The organism is Bradyrhizobium sp. SZCCHNRI1029 (genome assembly GCF_032487555.1).
Classification (GTDB): domain Bacteria; phylum Pseudomonadota; class Alphaproteobacteria; order Rhizobiales; family Xanthobacteraceae; genus Bradyrhizobium.
The window spans coordinates 1-18,199 of record NZ_JAUEUK010000016.1 but is presented as its reverse complement, the minus strand read 5'-3'; the positions used below and the strand labels follow the sequence as shown (position 1 = coordinate 18,199).

Here is an 18,199-nt window from a genome sequence, read left to right as displayed (position 1 = left end):
GCAGTTAGCGCATCAGCCCGAGCGCGTCGGCGAAAAACTGCGGCCCACCGAAATTGCCGGACTTCAGCGCCAGCAGCATGTCGCCTGCATCGGCGCCGATCGTGCGAAGCACGGGCACGCCGGCCGCGATCTCCGGACCGACGAGGAAGCCGGGAATCCCCAGCCGATCAACGACAGCGCCCGAGGTCTCGCCGCCGGCGACGATCAACCGCCGCACGCCGGCCTGGATCAGCCCCTCGGCGAGATCGGCCATCGCCTGCTCGATGGCGTGCCCCGCCGCCTCGCGGCCGTGCCTGGATTGCAGCGCGCTGACCTGATCCGGCGTCGCGCTGGAGGCAATCAGCACAGGCCCCTTGGCGATGCGCTCACGCGCCCAGGCGAGCGCGCGCTGCGTCTCGTCCGGACCGGCGACCAGACCCGCCGCATCGAGATGCAGCACCGGCATGATGGTCTCGGCCTGCGCGATCTGCTGCAACGTCGCCTGCGAGCAGCTGCCGGCGAGGCAGGCGGCCAAGCCGCCGACGGGGGCATCGGCGTGATGCGCCAAGCCGTGGGAATGCACGCGCCCGGCCTCGACCAAAGCGCGCGCCAGACCGAGCCCGATGCCGGACGCGCCGACGGAGACCCGGCTCTTCAAGGCGGCCGCACCGATCGCGGTCAGGTCCGCATCGAACACGGCGTCGACGATCGCGGCACCCATGCCCTGCCCGGCCAGTTCCTGCAGCCGGTGGCTGATCGCCTCCGGCCCATGCACCACGGTGGCGAGATCGACCAGACCGATCTTCCGTCGGCTTTGCCGGCCGAGCACGCGCACCAGATTGGCGTCATGCATCGGGTTGAGCGGATGATCCTTGAGCGGGCTCTCATTGAGCGGCACGCCGCCGACGAACAGGTTGCCCTGATAGACGGTCCGCCTGGTTTCCGGGAACGCCGGCGTCACCAGCACGATCGTTTCACCGGCATCGCCCGCCAGCGCGTCCATGACAGGACCGATATTGCCGGCGTCGGTGGAATCGAACGTCGAGCAGATCTTGAACAGCACGTGGTCGGCGCCTCGTGCGCGCAGCCATGTGTCGGCCTCGCGTGAGCGGGCCACGGCAAGCGACGCCTCAATCGAGCGGCTCTTCAGCGACACCACGACGGCATCGACCTCGGGCAGCGTGAGGTCATCAGCCGGTACGCCGATGGTCTGCACCGTGCGCAGGCCGGCGCGGGTCAGGGTGTTGGCGAGATCGGAGGCGCCGGTGTAGTCGTCGGCGATGCAGCCGAGCTTCAGGCTCACGGCTTCACTCCCTTGTAGGGCGCGAACCAGCCGAGCCCGTCCTCGGTGCGGCCGCGCGGATTGTACTCGCAGCCGACGAAGCCGGCATAGCCGAGCCGGTCAAGTTCCGCGAACAGGAACGGATAGTTGAGCTCCTCGCCGTCGGGCTCGTTGCGCGAGGGAATGCTGGCGATCTGGATGTGGCCGATGATGTCCATCATCTCGCGCAGCCGCATCGTGACGTCGCCATGGATGATCTGGCAATGATAGATGTCGAACTGCAGCTTCAGGTTCGGAATCTTCAGCTCGCGGATCAGGTCGCGGGCGAAGTCGAAATCGTTGAGGAAGTAGCCGGGCACGTTGCGCGGATTGATCGGCTCGATCACGACGTCGAGGCCGTGGGGCGCGAAGAACTCGGCCGCCCATGCGACCGATTTGTAGTACGCCTCCACCGCCTTCGGATCGCTGCGCTCGGCGATCCCCGCCATCATGTGCAGCCGCTTCACGCCGGTCGCCATGGCATAGGGCAGCGCGGTCTCGAGGCTCGCCTTCAGATCGTCGAAGCGCTCCGGCAGCGCCGCAAAGCCCCTCTCGCCGGCATCCCAATTGCCGGGCGGCAGGTTGAACAGCGCCTGGGTCAGGCCGTTGCCGTGCAGCCGTTGGCCGACCTCCTCGGCCGGATGGTCATACGGAAACAGGAATTCGACCGCAGTGAAGCCGGCCTTGGCGGCGGCCGCGAAGCGGTCGAGGAACGGATGCTCGGTGAACATCATCGAGAGATTGGCGGCGAAGCGGGGCATGGCGTGAAGACTCGTCGTGCTGCTACTTGGAGGGGCCCGGCAGCGTCGTGCCGGTGACCTGCGCATACATCCGCGCCACAGAGGCGTCGTCGTCGCGGCCCATGCCGGCGGCCGACGTCATCAGGAACATCTGCAGCGCGGCGGCCGAGACCGGCACCGGAAAACGATGGCTGCGTGCCATGTCCTGGATGATGCCGAGGTCCTTGACGAAGATCTCGACCGCGCTGCGCGGCGTGTAGTCGCCGTCGAGCACGTGCGGCATGCGGTTCTCGAACATCCAGGAATTGCCGGCCGAGGCGGTGATGACCTCATAGACCTTTCTGATATCGAGACCCTGCTTGGCGGCGAAGGCGATGGCCTCGCTGGCGGCAGCGATGTGAACGCCGGCGAGAAGCTGGTTGATCATCTTGAACGCAGCGCCCTGCCCGGCGGCATCGCCGAGCTCATAGAGCTTGGCCGCCATCGCATCGAGCGCCGGCCGCGCCTTGGCAAACGCCGCCGCGCTGCCCGAGGCCAGGATCGTCAGCTCGCCTTGCGCGGCGCGCTGCGCGCCGCCGGAGATCGGCGCGTCGAGGTAGTGCCGGCCGGTGGCTTCGAGCTGCTTCGCCAGCCGCCGCGCAACGTCAGGATCCATGGTCGCGGAGGAGACGAACACGGCGTCCTTCGGCATGGTTTCGGCAGCACCGCCCGGGCCGAACAGGATGGCTTCCGTCTGCGCCGCATTGACCACGACGCTGACCACGATATCGGCGCCATCAGCCGCCTCGGCGGGAGTCGTCGCGCCCTTGCCGCCGTCGGCCACGAAACGCGCCACCGCGTCCGCCGAGACGTCGCATCCGGTCACCTCGAAGCCTGCGCGCTTCAGCGAGGTCGCCATGCCGAATCCCATCGAGCCAAGCCCGATCACGGCGACGTTCAATTGCGATGGCGACGGCATGCGGCAGATCCCTGAAGCGTTTCCCGGAGAATGTCCGGTTGCCCCGGACTGCACTCTGGGTATCACGGCTTGGCCGCGTTGCCAAAGCGTGAGACAAAGCGGCAAAACAGCGACATGCGAGGAAAGACCCGTGGCGGAAACTGCGATTCGCGAGGCCATCTGCCGGTTCGGCCGCTCGCTGTTCGAGCGCGGACTGACGCCGGGGTCGTCCGGCAACATCAGCGTGCGGCTCGATGATGGCGGCTGGCTGGTGACGCCGACCAATGCCTCGCTCGGCTTCCTCGATCCGGCCCGTTTGTCGCGGCTCGATGCCGAGGGGCGACTGGTCTCGGGCGATGCGCCGACCAAGGAGGTGCCGCTGCACACGGCGCTGTACCAGACGCGCGACGCCGCGCGCGCCGTCGTGCATCTGCACTCGACCCATTCGGTCGCGATCTCGATGCTGCCGGAGATCGATCCGCGCGCCGCGCTGCCGCCGCTGACACCTTATTACTTGATGCGCTGCGGCCAGACCGCGCTGGTGCCCTATCATCGTCCGGGCGATCCCGCGGTAGCCGATGCCATCAAGGGTCTCGCCGGCAAATACGCCTCGGTGCTGCTCGCAAATCACGGGCCCGTCGTGTCCGGTGACACGCTGGAAGCCGCCGTGTTCGCGATGGAGGAGCTCGAGGAGACCGCAAAGCTCTATCTGCTGCTGCGCGGGCTCAACCCGCGTCATCTGTCGCCGCAGCAGGTCGACGATCTGGTCAAAGTCTTCGGCCTCACCCTGCCCGATCACAACGATCATCACTGATCCGCCGGCGGATGGATGGGCATGCAATATTTCGCAACAACGCCGGCCGAGATCGATGCCGCTGCCCGGGTGCTCTACGAGGAGGCCCGCTTCTATCGCTGGTTTCCGATCGCAGCCGACTCCTATGACGCGTTCGCCGCCTCTGATCCGATCGCGGTCAGCGAGCTGCGCGGCATTGCCGAGCGCATGCTGGTGGCCGCCGCGCAGGCGAGATCGCGGGCACGGCGGATCTAGCGTCCCGCCAGCCCGGCCTGCATGCGAGGTAGCCTGCGCCGCCTTGTCGCTCATCAAGCTGCCTTGCCTCGGGAGGACAACGATGCCTAATATTCAGGCAAAGTGCGACTTCGGTAGCAATCAGGGACGGATCGGTCGAGCAAGGACAACACCGGCAGCTCATCGCTGCCGCGGCGCGAGGATGCGCCCCGCTCTTCCACCATCGATTGCAGCCTATCGCTGAGCACGCCCGGAGCACGAAAGGACAGGGCAAAATGCCTCCACATCGGCGTGGGCGCGGCTGTTTGGCCGGATCGGCGGCCCATCTGAGCGGACTGACGCCGGGACCGGGGAATGCCCTTTCGAGCGTTGCATACGCATCTCATCCAGCGCGCAATCTTCGCGCACTGCTCCGCGCCCACGGCGACCCTTGGCATATCCGTTGCAGACATCAGACGGGCCGGATCGCGCGCGCCCGACGGAGCGAGCTGCGATCATGACCGACACGGGACAGGACGACGGAGGGCGGATGGCGGCGGGCGCGAGCTTGGAACTGGTGAAGGTGACGAAGATGTACGGTCACGTCACCGCCGTCGACGCAATCGACCTGCGGATTCCCGCCGGCTCCTATTGCTGTCTGCTCGGCCCGTCCGGCTGCGGCAAGACCTCCACCCTGCGCATGATCGCCGGCCACGAATCCGCGACGTCGGGCGACATCATCGTCGGCGCCAGGAACGTGACCGAGCTGCCGCCCGCAGGACGCGGCACCGCGATGATGTTCCAGTCCTATGCGCTGTTTCCGCATCTGTCGGTGATCGACAACGTCGCGTTTGCATTGAAGATGAAAGGCGTGTCCAAGCCCGAGCGCCACGCCAAGGCACGCGAGCTGCTCGAGCTGGTGGACATGCAGAGCTATGCCGGCCGCCTGCCGGCGCAGCTTTCCGGCGGCCAGCAGCAGCGCGTGGCGCTGGCCCGTGCGCTGATCACCTCGCCGCAGATCCTGCTGCTCGACGAGCCGCTGTCGGCGCTCGACCCGTTCCTGCGCCTGCGCATGCGCGCCGAGCTGAAGCGGCTGCAGCGCGAGCTCGGCCTCACCTTCGTCCACGTCACCCATGGCCAGGACGAGGCCATGGCGCTGTCCGACCTCGTGGTGCTGATGAATGGCGGCCGCATCGAGCAGCAGGGCAGCCCGCGCGACATCTTCAATCATCCGCGCACCGAATTCGCCGCCCGCTTCATCGGCGGCCACAACGTGATCCCGCTGAACGGCGAGACCTTCGCCGTGCGCGTCGACCGCATCCAGCTCAAGGCGCCGAATGCGGCGATCGACGGCCCGGTGGTGCCCGGCACCATCAGCAAGATCGAATATCAGGGCACCTATGTGCTGGTCGCGGTCGCGACCGACGGTGGCCCCGAGATCTCGGCGCAGCTCAGCGACGATCAGTTCGATGCACAGACCCACAGCATCGGCGAGCGCGTCGTCGTCACCTGGAACATGGCCTTCGCTGACGCACTGACGCCCCGCCCTGCCGCAGCCGCTCCGGCTGCGGAGCTGGTCACCTGATTTTCGTTTGCTCGTTCTTTCCCAAGGAGATGATCATGACTGATCGATCGAAGACGACATCCATCAGCCGCCGCTCGCTGCTCAAGGGCGCGGCGGGCGTTGCCGGTCTCGCCGGCTCCGGCACGCTGCTCAGCGCGCCCTACGTCCACGCCGCCGATGCCAAGGTGCTGCGCTATCTCGGCACCGCGGTGAACGAGGGCGACGAGATCTCCAAGAAGTGCCTCGCCGACACCGGCATCAAGATCGAATACATCACCGCGACGACCGACGACGTCACCAAGCGCGTCATCACCCAGCCGAACTCCTTCGACGTGCTCGACACCGAATATTTCTCGCTCAAGAAGCTGGTGCCGTCGGGCAACATCTTCCCGCTCGACGCGCGCAAGATCAAGGAATTCGACAACATCACGCCCGTCTTCACCAAGGGCGAGCTGCCAAATGGCAAGAAGATCGGCGGCCAGGGCACCGCGCCGTGGAAGGTGCTCTATCTCGACGGCGCCAACTCCAAGACCTTCTCGGCGACCCCGACCGAATGGGTCACGCTGATCCCGACCGTCTACAACGCCGACACGCTCGGCATCCGCCCCGACCTGATCAAGCGCCCGATCAACTCCTGGGCCGAGCTGCTGAACCCCGAATTCAAGGGCAAGGCCTCGATCCTCAACATTCCCTCGATTGGCATCATGGATGCCGCCCTCGTCGTCGAGGCGACCGGCCAATACAAATATGCCGACAAGGGCAACATGACCAAGGCCGAGATCGACCTGACGATGAAGGTGCTGACCGAGGCCAAGAAGGCCGGCCAGTTCCGCGCGTTCTGGAAGGACTTCAACGAGTCCGTCAACCTGATGGCCTCGGGTGAGACCGTGATCCAGTCGATGTGGTCGCCGGCCGTCACCAAGGTGCGCTCGATGGGCATCCCCTGCGTGTTCCAGCCGCTCAAGGAAGGCTATCGCTCCTGGGCCTCGGGCTTCTGCGTCTCCAAGGCGGTGGGCGGCAGCCCGAAGCTCGACTGGGCCTATGAGTTCGTCAACTGGTACCTGTCCGGCTGGGCCGGCGCCTATCTCAACCGCCAGGGCTACTACTCGGCCGTGCTCTCCACCGCCAAGGCCAACATGACCGAGGACGAGTGGGGCTACTGGATGGAAGGCAAGCCGGCGAAGAACGACATCAAGGCCCCCGACGGCACCCTGATGGAAAAGGCCGGCGCCGTGCGCGACGGCGGCTCCTACGAGGACCGCATGGGCAACGTCGTCTGCTGGAACGCCGTCATGGACGAGAACGATTACATGGTCCGCAAGTGGAACGAGTTCATCGCCGCCTGATGGGATCGCCATTGCTGCCGCGCCCGCGACATTCGTGGGCGCGGCAGACCCTCTCAGCCGTTCATCCGCGACTTGACGACAGGTATCTCCGTGGCCGTGACGATCGACAGTTCGCCCGACACCATCGCGCCCGCGGAGAGCACCTTCCGCAAGCTGACCCAGCGCTCGATCGCCTGGCTGCAGGCCGGCCCGATGATGCTGGTATTCGCGCTGTTCTTCCTCCTGCCGCTGGTGCTCGTCGTCGTCGTCAGCGCCTGGGACTACAACGAATATGAGATGATCCCGGCGTTCAGCTTCCGCGGCTATACCGACACCTTCGAAGGCTGCGTCGCGAACCTGCCCGAGCTGTGCACGATCCTGAAGACCTATCTGAAGACGCTGAAGCTGTGCCTGCTGACCTGGGGCCTGACGCTGATGATCGGCTTCTGGGTCGCCTATTTCCTCGCCTTCCACGTTCGCAGCAAGACCTGGCAGATCGTGCTGTCGCTGTTGTGCACGATCCCGTTCTGGACCTCCAACGTGATCCGGATGATCGCCTGGATCCCGCTGCTGGGACGCAACGGCCTCGTCAATCAGGGCCTGCAAGGTGTGGGCATCGTCAACAAACCGATCGAATGGCTGCTGTTCTCCGAATTTTCGGTGGTGCTGGCGCTGGTGCACCTGTTCACGTTCTTCATGGTGGTGCCGATCTTCAATTCGATGATCCGCATCGACAAGCGCCTGATCGAGGCCGCCTATGACGCCGGCGCATCGGGCTGGCAGACACTGGTCAACATCGTCATTCCGCTGTCGAAGCCCGGCATCGTGATCGGCTCGATCTTCGTCATCACCATCGTGATGGGCGACTTCGTCACCATCGGCGTGATGGGCGGCCAGCAGATCGCCTCCGCCGGCAAGATCATCGAGTCCCGGCTGTCGGCACTGCAATTCCCGGCCGCCGCGGCCAATGCCGTGATCCTGCTCGGCATCACCATCATCATCATCTCCGCGCTGACGCGGATCGTCGACGTGCGCAAGGAGCTCTGAGATGGGAGACAAGCGCCCCCGCTCCTTCTACATCCTTGCGGCCTTCTTCGCAGTCTATGTGCTGTTCCTGTACGGGCCGATGATCGCGATCTACATCCTGTCGTTCCAAGGACCGGATGGCGGCCTGACGTTTCCGATGAACGGGGTGTCGCTGACCTGGTTCGGCAAGGTGTTCTCCGGTGGCGGCATCGTCGACATCGGCGCCGCCTTCAAGCGCTCGCTGGCGCTCGGCCTGGTGGTGATGGTGATCACGGTGGTGCTCTCGGTCGCCGCCGGCATGGCGTTCCGCAAGCCGTTCCGTGGCGCCTCGATCCTGTTCTACACCGCGATCGCCAGCCTGATCATGCCCTCGATCATCACCTCGCTCGGCATCGCGCTGGAGTTCCGGCTGATCGACGACTTCGTCAACAAGCACGGCGCCGATGTCGGGCTCGGCTGGCTCGCAGACGGCTACACCACCGCGATGGGCCTGTTCACCTCGGGCCTCGGCGCGCATCTGACCTGGACCTTGCCGTTCGGACTCCTGATCATGTTCGCGATCTTCAACCGCTTCGACGGCCGGCTGGAGGAAGCCGCACGCGACCTCGGCGCGACGCCCTGGCAGACCTTCCGCCACGTCGTGCTGCCGATCATCCTGCCATCCGTGGTCGGCATCGGCCTGTTCGGCTTCACCCTGTCCTGGGACGAACTCGCCCGCTCCAGCCAGGCGATCGGCTCGGTGAATACGCTTCCGCTGGAATTGCAGGGCCTGACGACGACCGTCACCAAGCCCGACATCTACGCGCTGGGCACGCTGACATCGGCGGTGTCCTTCGTCGTGATCTTCGCCGCGCTGTCGGTGATCCTGGTGCTGCAGGCGCGGCAGCGACGGCAAGGCTCGGATGCCGGCAAGGGGATGGTGTAGCCGCGGCGGCTGACCGAAAAGTCGCCGCTGTTGCTCGACATCCTAGCCAAAGAGACCTTTGCCTTGGCCCCTGGATTGCTTCGCTGCGCTCGCAATGACGGTTGTGGCGGACACCGCGCCTTCCACGAACGCTGTCATCGCGAGCGCAGCGACGCGATCCAGGGGCCTCGGACGGGACTCTAGATGGCTTCGCTACGCGCCGCGAACACAACGACGCAGAGCAGGCAATTGAACATATCGCCTCACAGCCCCAAATACGCCTTCCGCACATCCTTGTTGCCGCTGATCTCCGCTGCCGTGCCCTGCATCAGCACGCGGCCGGTCTGGAGGATGTAGGCGCGGTCGGCGATCTCCAGGCATTCGGCCATGCGTTGCTCGACGATCAGCACGGTCATGCCGGCGTCGCGGATGCGCTTGACGGCCTGGAAGATCTCGTCGACCAGCTTCGGCATGATGCCCTGCGACGGCTCGTCGAGCATCAGAAGCCGCGGCCGGGTCATCAGAGCGCGGCCGATCGCCAGCATCTGCTGCTCGCCGCCGGACAAGGTCTCGGCGCGCTGCTCGAGCCGCTCGGACAGCCGCGGAAACAGTGTGAATACGAAGTCGAGCGGCTCCTCGCGGTTGGCCTCGCCGCGATAGAGATAGCTGCCGAGCCGCAGATTGTCGCGCACCGAGAGCCGCGGGAACAGCCGGCGGTTCTCCGGCACATAGGCGATGCCCCTGGCCGTGATCAGGTGCTGCGCCATGCCGTCGATGCGGCTGCCGTCGAAGGTGATGCTGCCGGCACGCGGCCGCTCGGCCCCGGCGATCGACTTCAACAAGGTCGACTTGCCCGCGCCATTGGCGCCGGCGACGCAGACGATCTCGCCCTTCTCGACATCGATCGAGATATTCGAGATCGCAACCAGGCCCTGATAGGCGGTGGTGATGTCACGCACCGACAGCATGGCGGTCTCCGAGATAGGCGGAAATGACTTTGGGATCGCGGACGACGTCCGTGGGCTTGCCTTCGATCAGCACCTTGCCGAGATCGAGCACGATGGCGCGATCGACCAGCGGCATCACGATCTCCATGACATGCTCGACCATCAGCACCGTGATGCCGGTGTCGCGCACGCGGCGCACGAGCTCGACGCCCTTTTGTGATTCGACCGGCGTCAGGCCGGTCAGGACCTCGTCGAGCAGCAGCAGCTTCGGCTCAGTGGCGAGCGCACGCGCCACTTCCAGGCGCCGCTTTTCCGAAGGCACGAGATCGCTGGCGAGCACATCGGCGCGGGCGCCGAGGCCACAGAACTCCAAGACCTCATGCGCCTTCCGCCGCGCCTCGCGCATGTTGGTGGTGCGGACGAGCGCGCCGACGATGACGTTCTCGATCACCGTCATGCTTTCGAAGCTTTTCACCACCTGGAAGGTGCGGCCGATGCCGCGCTGGCAGCGCTCGGCGGCTGGCAGCGCGGTGACGTCCTCGCCGTTGAAGATGATGGCGCCTTCGGTCGGCTTGAACGCACCGGCGATCAGGTTGAACAAGGTCGACTTGCCGGCGCCGTTCGGACCGATCAGGCCAACGATCTCGCCATGCCCCACCTTGATGGAGACGTCGGAGTTGGCGGTCAGGCCCGAGAAGCGCTGGGTGATTTTACGGGTTTCCAGCAGCGCGGTCATGACGCCACCGCCTCTCTCGCGGGCTGAACGGCCGGCTTCGGCTTGCGGGAGAACAGGCTGACCAGACCTTGCGGCCGCGCCAGCGAGATCGCAACGATCAGGCCGCCATACACGATCAGGTCGACGCCGCGGCCGGAGCCGCCGATGAAGGAGCGGGTCAACTCGGTCAGCGGGATCAGGATGACCGCGCCCAGCATCGGTCCCCACAGCGTGCCGATGCCGCCGAGCACGGCCGGGAGCGCCATCAAGAGCGAGAACTGGAATCCCATCACGCTTTCAGGATCGATGTAGGACACGAACTGCGCATAGAAGCTGCCGCCGATCGCGACCAGGAAGGCCGAGACGGCCGCCGCGCCCATCTTGGAGTTGAACACGTCGACGCCGAGGCTCTCGGCGGCGACCGGGTTGTCCTTCACCGCGCGCCACCAATAGCCCCACTTCGAATCCTCCAGCCACCAGGTCACGAACCAGGCGACGCAGGCGAGCACGAGTGCAAAGTAGAAGTACGGCAGCTTGGAGCGGGTGAACTGGAAGGTCAGCCACGAGTCACGCCGCACCGGAATGTCGATGCCGAGTGCCGCCCCCGCCCAATCCCAGTTCTGGAACAAGAGCAGCGTGATCTCGGCGATGACGATGGTCGCGATGACGAAGTAATGGCCGCCGAGCCGGAAGCAGGGATAGCCGAGCGCCATGGCGATCAGCGCCGAGATCAGACCGCCGGCGAGCATGCCGAACCACGGCAGCACGCCGAACTTGGTGAACAGAATTGCGGTGGTGTAGGCCCCGAGCCCGAAATACAGCGCGTGCCCGAGCGAGATCTGGCCGCAATAGCCGGACAGGATGTTCCAGCTCTGCGACAGCGCCGCGTACATCAGGGTGAGCACCATGATGTTCTGGACGTAGACGTCCTTGACGAAGAACGGCACGACGGCGGCGATGGCCGCAAGGAAGGCGGCGAGGACGAGGTCGCGCCGACGGCGTTGGATGAATGCCTTGTCCATCAGATCGATCCGAACAGGCCGCGCGGGCGGATGAAGACGACGAGGAGATAGACCCCGTAGATTCCGACAGTCTTCAGCGACGGCGGCAGGATCAGCGTGGTGATGGCCTCGACGAGGCCCACCACGATGCCGCCGGCAAAGGCGCCGAATACGCTGCCGAAGCCGCCGAGCGCCACCGTCACATAGGCGATGGTCGCGAACGACGCGCCGACGTCGGGAAAGACATAGAAGAAGATCGCCATGACCGCACCGGCAAGGCCGACCAGCGCCGCACCAAGGCCCCAGCCGAGTGCGAACACCTTGTTCTTGTCGATGCCGACCAGCGCCACCGCGCCGGCATCCTCACGCGTCGCCTCCAGCGCGCGGCCGAAATCGGTGCGGTGGATGAAGAAGTACAGGCCGGCGAAGGCGGCGATCGCAATGAGGGCACCGACCAGCTGCGGCTGCGGCAGATAGATGCCGGCGATCGAGATCGTCTTGCCGCCCAGCCAGGAGTGCGGAATGCTGCGATAGTCAGGGGTGAAGAAGTACTGCGCGACACCGCGCATCAGCACGGCGAGACCGAAGGTGGAGAAGATCTGCACCATGCCGGTATTGGCCTTCGCCCTGACCGCAAATCTGACAATCAGAAGATAGACCACCGCGCCGAACACGAAGAGAGCAGCGGCGACGATCGGCGCCGACAGCAGCGGATCGAGCGCGAAATAGGCGAACAGGAAGAAGGTCGCGTACATCGCGATCATCAGGAACTCGCCGTGGGCGAAGTTCACGACGTCCATCAGGCCGAAGATGAGCGCCAGGCCGACGGCGATCAGCCCGTAGAGCAGGCCCATCAAGAGGCCGCTGGCGAGACTTTGGATGATTGTTTCTGCTGTCACTTCACTTGCTCCCCGTCATTGCGAGCGAAGCGAAGCAATCCAGACCTTCTTTGCGGCCCCTGGATTGCTTCGTCGCTGCGCTCCCCGCAATGACGGAGCACGACAGATGCTCCGCCATGGTCTCCCCGCCCCTCGGGCCGAAGACGCTTACTTCATCGGCCAGGTGGCTTGGGCCACCGCGGCCTGGGTCGGGAAGATGGTGACGAACTTGCCGCCGACATATTGCAGCAGCACCGGATCGGCGTCGTTGTTCTGGCCGTTCTCGTCGAACTTCACCCGCTTCCACGGCATGATGGTCTGCTCGCCCGGCATGTCGGTCGCGGCCAGCGCGTCGCGGATCTTCTCGCCGTCGGTGGACTTGGCGCGGTTGATGGCGTCGGCCATCACGATCAGGCCCATGAACTGGCGCGACGAGTAGTCGTTGAAGTCCTTGCCCGACTTGGCCTTGAACATGTCGTTGATCTTGCCGACCATCGGCCGCTTGGCGGCGAGGTCGAGCGAGAACGAGCCGCGCGAGATCACGCCTTCGAGCTTGTCGCCGACCGCGTCATACAGCGCCTTCTCGGAGAAGCCGGCGTCCTGCGCCACGATCGCATTCGGCTTGTAGCCGAGCTCGGCCATGGTCTTGACCAGCAGGATGCCGTCCGTGGTGTAGCTCGACGGCATCAGCACGTCGGCATTGGCGGCCTTGAGCTGCTGCACCTCGGCCGACAGCGACGGCGAGTTGGCGCGGTACTTGATGTCGGCGACGATCTTGTAGCCGCGCTCGTTGGCGAGCTTGAGCTGAGCATTGCTCGAATCGGTGCCGAAGATGGTGTCCTCGTGGAACAGGGCCAGCGTGTCGATCTTGGTGCCCTTCTTCTTCATCGCGTCGAAGAAGTCGAACATCGCCTGCGAGAACATCTCGTCATGCGGGGCGGCGCGGAAATAATACTTCAGGCCGCGGCGATGCAGGCTCGGCGAGGAATTGTCGGCCGACAGATACGGAATCTGGTAACGCTCGCAGATCTGGCTCGCCGTCACCGCGACGGCGCTCTGATAGGAGCCGATGACGGCTGCGACCTTCTCCTGGGTGATCAGGCGCTCGGCCTCCGCGCGGCCCTTCTGCGGGTCGGCCTGGTGGTCGGCAAACACCAGCTTGATCTTGGCGCCGCCGAGGCCCGGCAGACCCTCGGTACGGGCCAGCGGCAGGTCGTAGTCGAACTTGCCGTTGATGATCTCGGCCGCCGTCTCGAACGCCCGCTGCGCGTCGACGCCGATCTGGGCGCTGGCGCCGGAGAACGGATAGATGACGCCGATCTTCACTTCCGACGTCTGGGCGCGGGCGGCGATCGGACCGAGCGCAGCGGCGGCGGTGGCTCCAAGCAGGACGTTTCGGCGCGTGATGGTCATGGCAAGATCCTCTGATGAAAGCGCATCGATGAAGCGGTTGAGGTCGACGGTAAAGGCTCAATGAGCAGCATGGCTGCCTGATTAGAGGACGGCGAGATCCTTGTTCCTGAGATCGGTGATCAGCATCAGGCCCGGTGCGTGGGTGATGGCGAAGGGCAGCCTGGCCGCAGCGATGACCGCCTGCGGCGTCACCCCGCAGGCCCAGAAGACAGGAATTTCGTCGGCGCCAACCGGCACCGGGTCACCGTAGTCCGGCTTGCTGATGTCGGCGATGCCGATCTGGTCGGGATGGCCGAGATGCACCGGCGCGCCGTGCACGGCGGGAAAGCGCGTCGTGATCTGCACCGCGCGGATCGCCTGCGCCGGCTTGAACGGACGCATCGACACCACCATCGGCCCCGCGAACGGCCCCGACGGCGTGCAGGCGATGTTGGTGCGATACATCGGCACGCGGCAGCCCTGCTCGATGTGGCGGATCGGCAGGCCGTCGGCCATCAGCGCCTCCTCGAAGGAAAACGAGCAGCCGAGCACGAAGGCGACGAGGTCGTCGCGCCAATGCGCCATGAGATCGGTCGGCTCCTCGACCATCTCGCCATCGCGCCAGACGCGATAGCGCGGCACGTCGGTGCGGATGTCGAGATCGGCGCCGAGCGCCGGAATGAAAGGATTGCCCGGATCGGACATGCCGATGATCGGGCACGGCTTCGGGTTGAGCTGGCAGAAGCGGTGGAAGGCGCCGGCGTACTGCTCGGGGATAACAGCCAGATTGCCCTGGACGAAGCCGTTGGCGACGCCCGCCGTGCTCCAGCCCCTGCCCGCGCGATAGTCCAGGCGGGCCCGATGGCTCGGGAGAAGATCCGTCTCGCCGGCTGATTGCTGCACTGCCGCAGAAACAGTCATTTGTGCCACTTGCCTAATATCTCGACAAACTCACTGAACATCAGCCATGCTATAAAGTCTAATCTTCGTTTTTAATCAGGATCGATAAGACGAATTGATCCGAGCGGGGCGCGATGCTGGATTTCCGTTCCATCGAGACCTTCCTCTGGGTCGTGAAGCTTGGCAGCTTCCGCGGCGCGGCGCAGCGCCTCAATACGACCCAGCCCGCCATCTCCCAGCGCATCGCCCAGCTCGAGCGCGAGCTCGGCGTCAAGCTGCTCAACCGCGATCATCGCGTGGCGTCCCCGACCGCGAGCGGCCGGCAGATGCTGGTCTATGCCGAGAAGCTGATCGGCCTGCGCGCGGAGATGCTGGCCGAGGTCGGCGACCGCTCGGCGATGCGCGGCGTGCTCCGGCTCGGCGTCGCCGAGACCATCGTGCACGACTGGCTGCCGCGGCTGATCAAGAGCGTCAACGAGAGCTATCCGAATCTGTCGCTGGAGATCGAGGTCGACGTCACGCCCCATCTGCACGCGCGCCTGCTGGCGCAGGAGATCGAGCTCGCCTTCGCGCTGGGCGCGCCCTCCGAGTCCGGCATCCGCAGCCGCGTGCTGTGCGACTATCCGATCAGCTTCCTCGCCAGCCCTGCCCTCGGCTTCGGCACGGGCGTGGTCACCGCCGAGCAGATGGCGCGGTTTCCGATCATCACCTTTCCGCGCAACACCCAGCCCTATGACAATGTGCGTTCGCTGTTCAACCGCCCGCATCTGCCGCCGATGCGGCTGCACGCCAGCGCCTCGCTGGCGACCGTGATCCACATGGCGGTCGAGGGGCTCGGCGTCGCCGTCATTCCGGCCGCGATCGTCGCCAACGAGATCGAGAGCGGCCGCCTGCAGGAGTTGAAGACGGACCTGAGGATTCCACCGCTGACCTTCACCGCGAGCTGGCTGTCGTCGCCCGAGATGATCGCGATCGAGCGCGTCGCCGAGCTCGCAGTCCGGACGGCGCAGACGGCCAGCCATCCCTCTGCATCGGTTGACGGGCTCGTCGCGGCGCGCGATGGACAGGATGCCGGAGTACAGGGAATTCAAGCATGAGCCGCGCCGTCACCAATCTGCAGATCGATTCCGCCCGCCTCTGGGACAGCATCCACGAGACCGCCAGGTTCGGCGCCACGCCGAAGGGCGGCGTGCGGCGGCTGACCCTGAGCCAGGAGGACAAGCAGGTCCGCGACTGGTTCCGGAAAGCCTGCGAGGATGCCGGGCTCGAAGTGCGCGTCGACACGCTCGGCTCGATGTTTGCACTTCGCAAGGGGCGCGACATGGCGAAGCCGCCGGTCGGGCTCGGCTCGCATCTCGACACCCAGCCCACGGGCGGCAAGTTCGACGGCATTCTGGGCACGCTCGGCGCGCTGGAGGTGATCCGCACCCTCAACGACGCCGGCATCGAGACCGACGCGCCGCTGTGCATCGTCAACTGGACCAATGAGGAAGGCTCGCGCTTCGCGCCGGCCATGATGGCCTCGGCCGCCTATGTCGGCGACTTCACGGTCGAGGACATTTTGTCGCGGACAGATGCCGCAGGCATGACCGTGGGCGCGGCGCTGGACGAGATCGGCTATCGCGGCGCGACGGCCGTCGGCACGCAGAAATTCTCCGGTTTCGTCGAGCTGCACATCGAGCAGGGTCCGATCCTGGAGGCCGAGAACAAGACCATCGGCGTGGTCGACCACGGCCAGGGCGTGTTCTGGTACGACGGCAAGGTCACGGGCTTCGAGAGCCATGCCGGCTCGACGCCGATGCCGCTGCGCCGCGACGCGCTGCTGGCGCTGTCGGAGTTTGCGCTGACCCTGGAGCAGATCGCGATCAAGCTCGGGCCGAACGCGGTCGCGACCATCGGCGAGGCCGTCATCGCCAATCCCTCGCGCAACGTGATCCCCGGCGAGATCGCCTTCACCATCGATTGCCGCAGCGCCAATGCCGATACGCTGGACGCACTCGATGCCAGCCTGCGCGCGGCCGCGGGTGAAATTGCGAAGAAGCGCCGCGTCGAGATCGCGATCGACCAGGTCTGGCGCAAGCCGCCGACGCATTTCGATCCGAAGCTGGTCGATGCCGTCGAGCGCGCCGCCGGCACGCTCGGCTATTCGCACCGGCGCATCACGTCGGGAGCGGGCCACGACGCCTGCAATCTGAACACGATCATGCCGGCCGCCATGGTGTTCGTGCCCTGCAAGGACGGCATCAGCCACAACGAGCTCGAGGACGCGACGCAATCCGACTGCGCCGCCGGCGCGAATGTCCTGCTGCACACCGTCCTGTCGCTGGCGGGCGTGGCGTCGTGATCTACTGCTTCAATCTACTCCAATATCAATGATCAATCACAAGCCTGAATAGCGCGGGCACGCTGGGCTCCCCTCCCCCTTGCGGGGAGGGGTCGGGGGTGGGGGTCCACAACGGCGGTGTCGCCCGGGGCTACCCCCTCCCCAACCCTCCCCCACAAGGGGGGAGGGAGTTCGCCTCTGTTGCCGCACTAGCCAGGCAGGACAACTAGGAGGTATCCGTGCGCGGAGTATTCATCGACGCCAACGACTCGCTGGCCGAGATCTTCGAGCGGCAGCGCAAATCGGGCGATCCCGAGATGCGCGTGCATCTCAACCCCGACATCAAGCCGGAGGACTGGCCGGCGATCCTCGACGGCGCCGAGATCGGCGTGGTCGATCACACCGCCCTGCCCACCGAGGTCGCGAAGCAGTGCAAGGGCCTCAAGCACGTCGTCTTTCTCGGCACCGGCGCGCGCAGCTACATGAACCCCGAGGAGCTTAGCCAGCTCGGCATCACCGTGCATTTGATCAAGGGCTATGGCGACACGGCGGTTGCCGAAGCCGCCATTGCGCTGATGTGGGCCTCGGCGCGCGGCATCGCGCAGATGGACCGCGAGATGCGCGCCGGCAACTGGCTGCGCGACGACGGCATGCAGCTGACCGGCAAGACGCTCGGCCTGATCGGCTTCGGCGGCATCGCCGCCGAGGTCGCGCGCATCGCGTCGGGCAGCGGCATGAAGGTGATCGCCTGGAACCGCTCGCCGAAGAGCCATCCGGGCGTCGACTTCGTCAACCTCGACACGCTGCTGCAGCAGAGCCATGTCGTCTCGCTGCACCTCCTGCTCAACGACGAGACCCGCGGCTTCCTGTCGCGCGAGCGCATCGCGCAGATGCGCAAGGGCGTGATCTTCGTGAACACCGCCCGCGCCGCCATCATCGACGAGGCCGCGATGATCGACGCCCTGCGTTCCGGCCACATCCGCCACGCCGGCCTCGACGTCTTCAACACCGAGCCGCTGCCCGCCGGTCACGTGCTGACCACGATCCCGAACGTGACGCTGTCCGCGCACTCGGCCTTCCGCACCCCGGAGGCGAGCGAAAACCTGATCCACGCCGCGTGGGAGCACTGCCGGCGGGTGGCGACAGAGTAAACGCTCTCTCCTCCGTCATTGCGAGCGCAGTGTTCAGCCCGGGGACATAGCTGACGGGTGTTCGGGGAGATGGTTGACACTTCAAAATCG

18 protein-coding genes are annotated in these 18,199 nt (G+C 65.7%); 9 read left to right on the top strand and 9 right to left on the bottom strand.

The features are described 5' to 3' along the window. Positions 1 to 4: 4 nt before the first annotated feature. The 3 genes from otnK to ltnD are packed head-to-tail and all read right to left on the bottom strand — an operon-like array spanning position 5 to position 2,998. Positions 5 to 1,282, bottom strand: coding sequence for a 3-oxo-tetronate kinase (gene otnK, locus QW861_RS31500; protein ID WP_315826371.1), 1,278 nt, complete (start codon positions 1,280 to 1,282; stop codon positions 5 to 7). Continuing rightward, positions 1,279 to 2,061, bottom strand: a complete 783-nt coding sequence (gene otnI / locus QW861_RS31495; RefSeq protein WP_316193935.1) for a 2-oxo-tetronate isomerase — start codon at positions 2,059 to 2,061, stop codon at positions 1,279 to 1,281. The genes otnK and otnI overlap by 4 nt, the downstream gene beginning before the upstream one ends. Positions 2,062 to 2,083: 22 nt before the next feature. Continuing rightward, positions 2,084 to 2,998, bottom strand: coding sequence for an L-threonate dehydrogenase (gene ltnD / locus QW861_RS31490; RefSeq protein WP_316188164.1), 915 nt, complete (start codon positions 2,996 to 2,998; stop codon positions 2,084 to 2,086). 130 nt (positions 2,999 to 3,128) lie between these two features. Between ltnD and QW861_RS31485 the strand changes: the two genes are divergently transcribed. From QW861_RS31485 to QW861_RS31460, 6 genes are all read left to right on the top strand, one after another. Further along, positions 3,129 to 3,791 carry an aldolase gene (locus QW861_RS31485; protein WP_316164363.1) on the top strand — a complete coding sequence of 221 codons (663 nt, stop codon included), beginning with the start codon at positions 3,129 to 3,131 and terminating at the stop codon, positions 3,789 to 3,791. Between the two features lie 21 nt (positions 3,792 to 3,812). Next, positions 3,813 to 4,025 (top strand): hypothetical protein, encoded by a 213-nt coding sequence (locus tag QW861_RS31480; protein WP_316164362.1) that lies wholly within the window; start codon positions 3,813 to 3,815, stop codon positions 4,023 to 4,025. 508 nt (positions 4,026 to 4,533) lie between these two features. Continuing rightward, the gene (locus QW861_RS31475; RefSeq protein ID WP_315826484.1) at positions 4,534 to 5,568 is read left to right on the top strand and encodes an ABC transporter ATP-binding protein; all 1,035 of its coding nucleotides are present in this window, start codon (positions 4,534 to 4,536) and stop codon (positions 5,566 to 5,568) included. 35 nt (positions 5,569 to 5,603) lie between these two features. Further along, positions 5,604 to 6,893, top strand: a complete 1,290-nt coding sequence (locus QW861_RS31470) for a PotD/PotF family extracellular solute-binding protein (RefSeq protein ID WP_315714958.1) — start codon at positions 5,604 to 5,606, stop codon at positions 6,891 to 6,893. A gap of 90 nt (positions 6,894 to 6,983) precedes the next feature. Beyond that, on the top strand, positions 6,984 to 7,919 hold the full coding sequence (locus QW861_RS31465; protein WP_316193934.1) for an ABC transporter permease: 936 nt from the start codon (positions 6,984 to 6,986) through the stop codon (positions 7,917 to 7,919). A gap of 1 nt (position 7,920) precedes the next feature. Continuing rightward, entirely contained in the window at positions 7,921 to 8,823 is a 903-nt protein-coding gene (locus QW861_RS31460; RefSeq protein WP_316193933.1) for an ABC transporter permease, read from the top strand. 242 nt (positions 8,824 to 9,065) lie between these two features. Here the strand turns inward: QW861_RS31460 and QW861_RS31455 are convergent, their stop codons facing one another. The 6 genes from QW861_RS31455 to QW861_RS31430 form a co-directional block, all read right to left on the bottom strand. After that, the gene (locus tag QW861_RS31455) at positions 9,066 to 9,770 is read right to left on the bottom strand and encodes an ABC transporter ATP-binding protein (protein WP_316164359.1); all 705 of its coding nucleotides are present in this window, start codon (positions 9,768 to 9,770) and stop codon (positions 9,066 to 9,068) included. After that, entirely contained in the window at positions 9,754 to 10,485 is a 732-nt protein-coding gene (locus QW861_RS31450) for an ABC transporter ATP-binding protein (RefSeq protein WP_316193932.1), read from the bottom strand. Before QW861_RS31450 ends, QW861_RS31455 begins: the two co-directional genes overlap by 17 nt. Further along, entirely contained in the window at positions 10,482 to 11,486 is a 1,005-nt protein-coding gene (locus QW861_RS31445) for a branched-chain amino acid ABC transporter permease (RefSeq protein ID WP_315715790.1), read from the bottom strand. Before QW861_RS31445 ends, QW861_RS31450 begins: the two co-directional genes overlap by 4 nt. Next, the gene (locus tag QW861_RS31440) at positions 11,486 to 12,364 is read right to left on the bottom strand and encodes a branched-chain amino acid ABC transporter permease (protein WP_315715789.1); all 879 of its coding nucleotides are present in this window, start codon (positions 12,362 to 12,364) and stop codon (positions 11,486 to 11,488) included. The genes QW861_RS31445 and QW861_RS31440 overlap by 1 nt, the downstream gene beginning before the upstream one ends. A 147-nt stretch (positions 12,365 to 12,511) precedes the next feature. Next, positions 12,512 to 13,756, bottom strand: coding sequence for an ABC transporter substrate-binding protein (locus tag QW861_RS31435; RefSeq protein ID WP_315715787.1), 1,245 nt, complete (start codon positions 13,754 to 13,756; stop codon positions 12,512 to 12,514). Between the two features lie 81 nt (positions 13,757 to 13,837). Next, positions 13,838 to 14,656, bottom strand: coding sequence for a putative hydro-lyase (locus QW861_RS31430; protein ID WP_315749151.1), 819 nt, complete (start codon positions 14,654 to 14,656; stop codon positions 13,838 to 13,840). A gap of 113 nt (positions 14,657 to 14,769) precedes the next feature. Between QW861_RS31430 and QW861_RS31425 the strand changes: the two genes are divergently transcribed. The 3 genes from QW861_RS31425 (at position 14,770) to QW861_RS31415 (ending at position 18,109) form a co-directional block, all read left to right on the top strand. Next, positions 14,770 to 15,732: a LysR family transcriptional regulator gene (locus tag QW861_RS31425; protein ID WP_315715785.1), complete on the top strand. Its 963-nt coding sequence runs from the start codon at positions 14,770 to 14,772 to the stop codon at positions 15,730 to 15,732. After that, positions 15,729 to 16,979, top strand: a complete 1,251-nt coding sequence (locus QW861_RS31420) for a Zn-dependent hydrolase (RefSeq protein ID WP_315749150.1) — start codon at positions 15,729 to 15,731, stop codon at positions 16,977 to 16,979. Before QW861_RS31425 ends, QW861_RS31420 begins: the two co-directional genes overlap by 4 nt. 218 nt (positions 16,980 to 17,197) lie before the next feature. Further along, positions 17,198 to 18,109, top strand: coding sequence for an NAD(P)-dependent oxidoreductase (locus tag QW861_RS31415; RefSeq protein ID WP_315749149.1), 912 nt, complete (start codon positions 17,198 to 17,200; stop codon positions 18,107 to 18,109). Positions 18,110 to 18,199: the final 90 nt, after the last annotated feature.

Coding starts and splice junctions, on each gene's coding strand:
- otnI (WP_316193935.1), bottom strand. CDS start 2,061: ATGCCCCGCTTCGCCGCCAATCTCTCGATGATGTTCACCGAGCATCCG.
- ltnD (WP_316188164.1), bottom strand. CDS start 2,998: ATGCCGTCGCCATCGCAATTGAACGTCGCCGTGATCGGGCTTGGCTCG.
- QW861_RS31480 (WP_316164362.1), top strand. CDS start 3,813: ATGCAATATTTCGCAACAACGCCGGCCGAGATCGATGCCGCTGCCCGG.
- QW861_RS31475 (WP_315826484.1), top strand. CDS start 4,534: ATGGCGGCGGGCGCGAGCTTGGAACTGGTGAAGGTGACGAAGATGTAC.
- QW861_RS31470 (WP_315714958.1), top strand. CDS start 5,604: ATGACTGATCGATCGAAGACGACATCCATCAGCCGCCGCTCGCTGCTC.
- QW861_RS31460 (WP_316193933.1), top strand. CDS start 7,921: ATGGGAGACAAGCGCCCCCGCTCCTTCTACATCCTTGCGGCCTTCTTC.
- QW861_RS31455 (WP_316164359.1), bottom strand. CDS start 9,770: ATGCTGTCGGTGCGTGACATCACCACCGCCTATCAGGGCCTGGTTGCG.
- QW861_RS31450 (WP_316193932.1), bottom strand. CDS start 10,485: ATGACCGCGCTGCTGGAAACCCGTAAAATCACCCAGCGCTTCTCGGGC.
- QW861_RS31445 (WP_315715790.1), bottom strand. CDS start 11,486: ATGGACAAGGCATTCATCCAACGCCGTCGGCGCGACCTCGTCCTCGCC.
- QW861_RS31435 (WP_315715787.1), bottom strand. CDS start 13,756: ATGACCATCACGCGCCGAAACGTCCTGCTTGGAGCCACCGCCGCCGCT.
- QW861_RS31430 (WP_315749151.1), bottom strand. CDS start 14,656: ATGACTGTTTCTGCGGCAGTGCAGCAATCAGCCGGCGAGACGGATCTT.
- QW861_RS31425 (WP_315715785.1), top strand. CDS start 14,770: ATGCTGGATTTCCGTTCCATCGAGACCTTCCTCTGGGTCGTGAAGCTT.
- QW861_RS31420 (WP_315749150.1), top strand. CDS start 15,729: ATGAGCCGCGCCGTCACCAATCTGCAGATCGATTCCGCCCGCCTCTGG.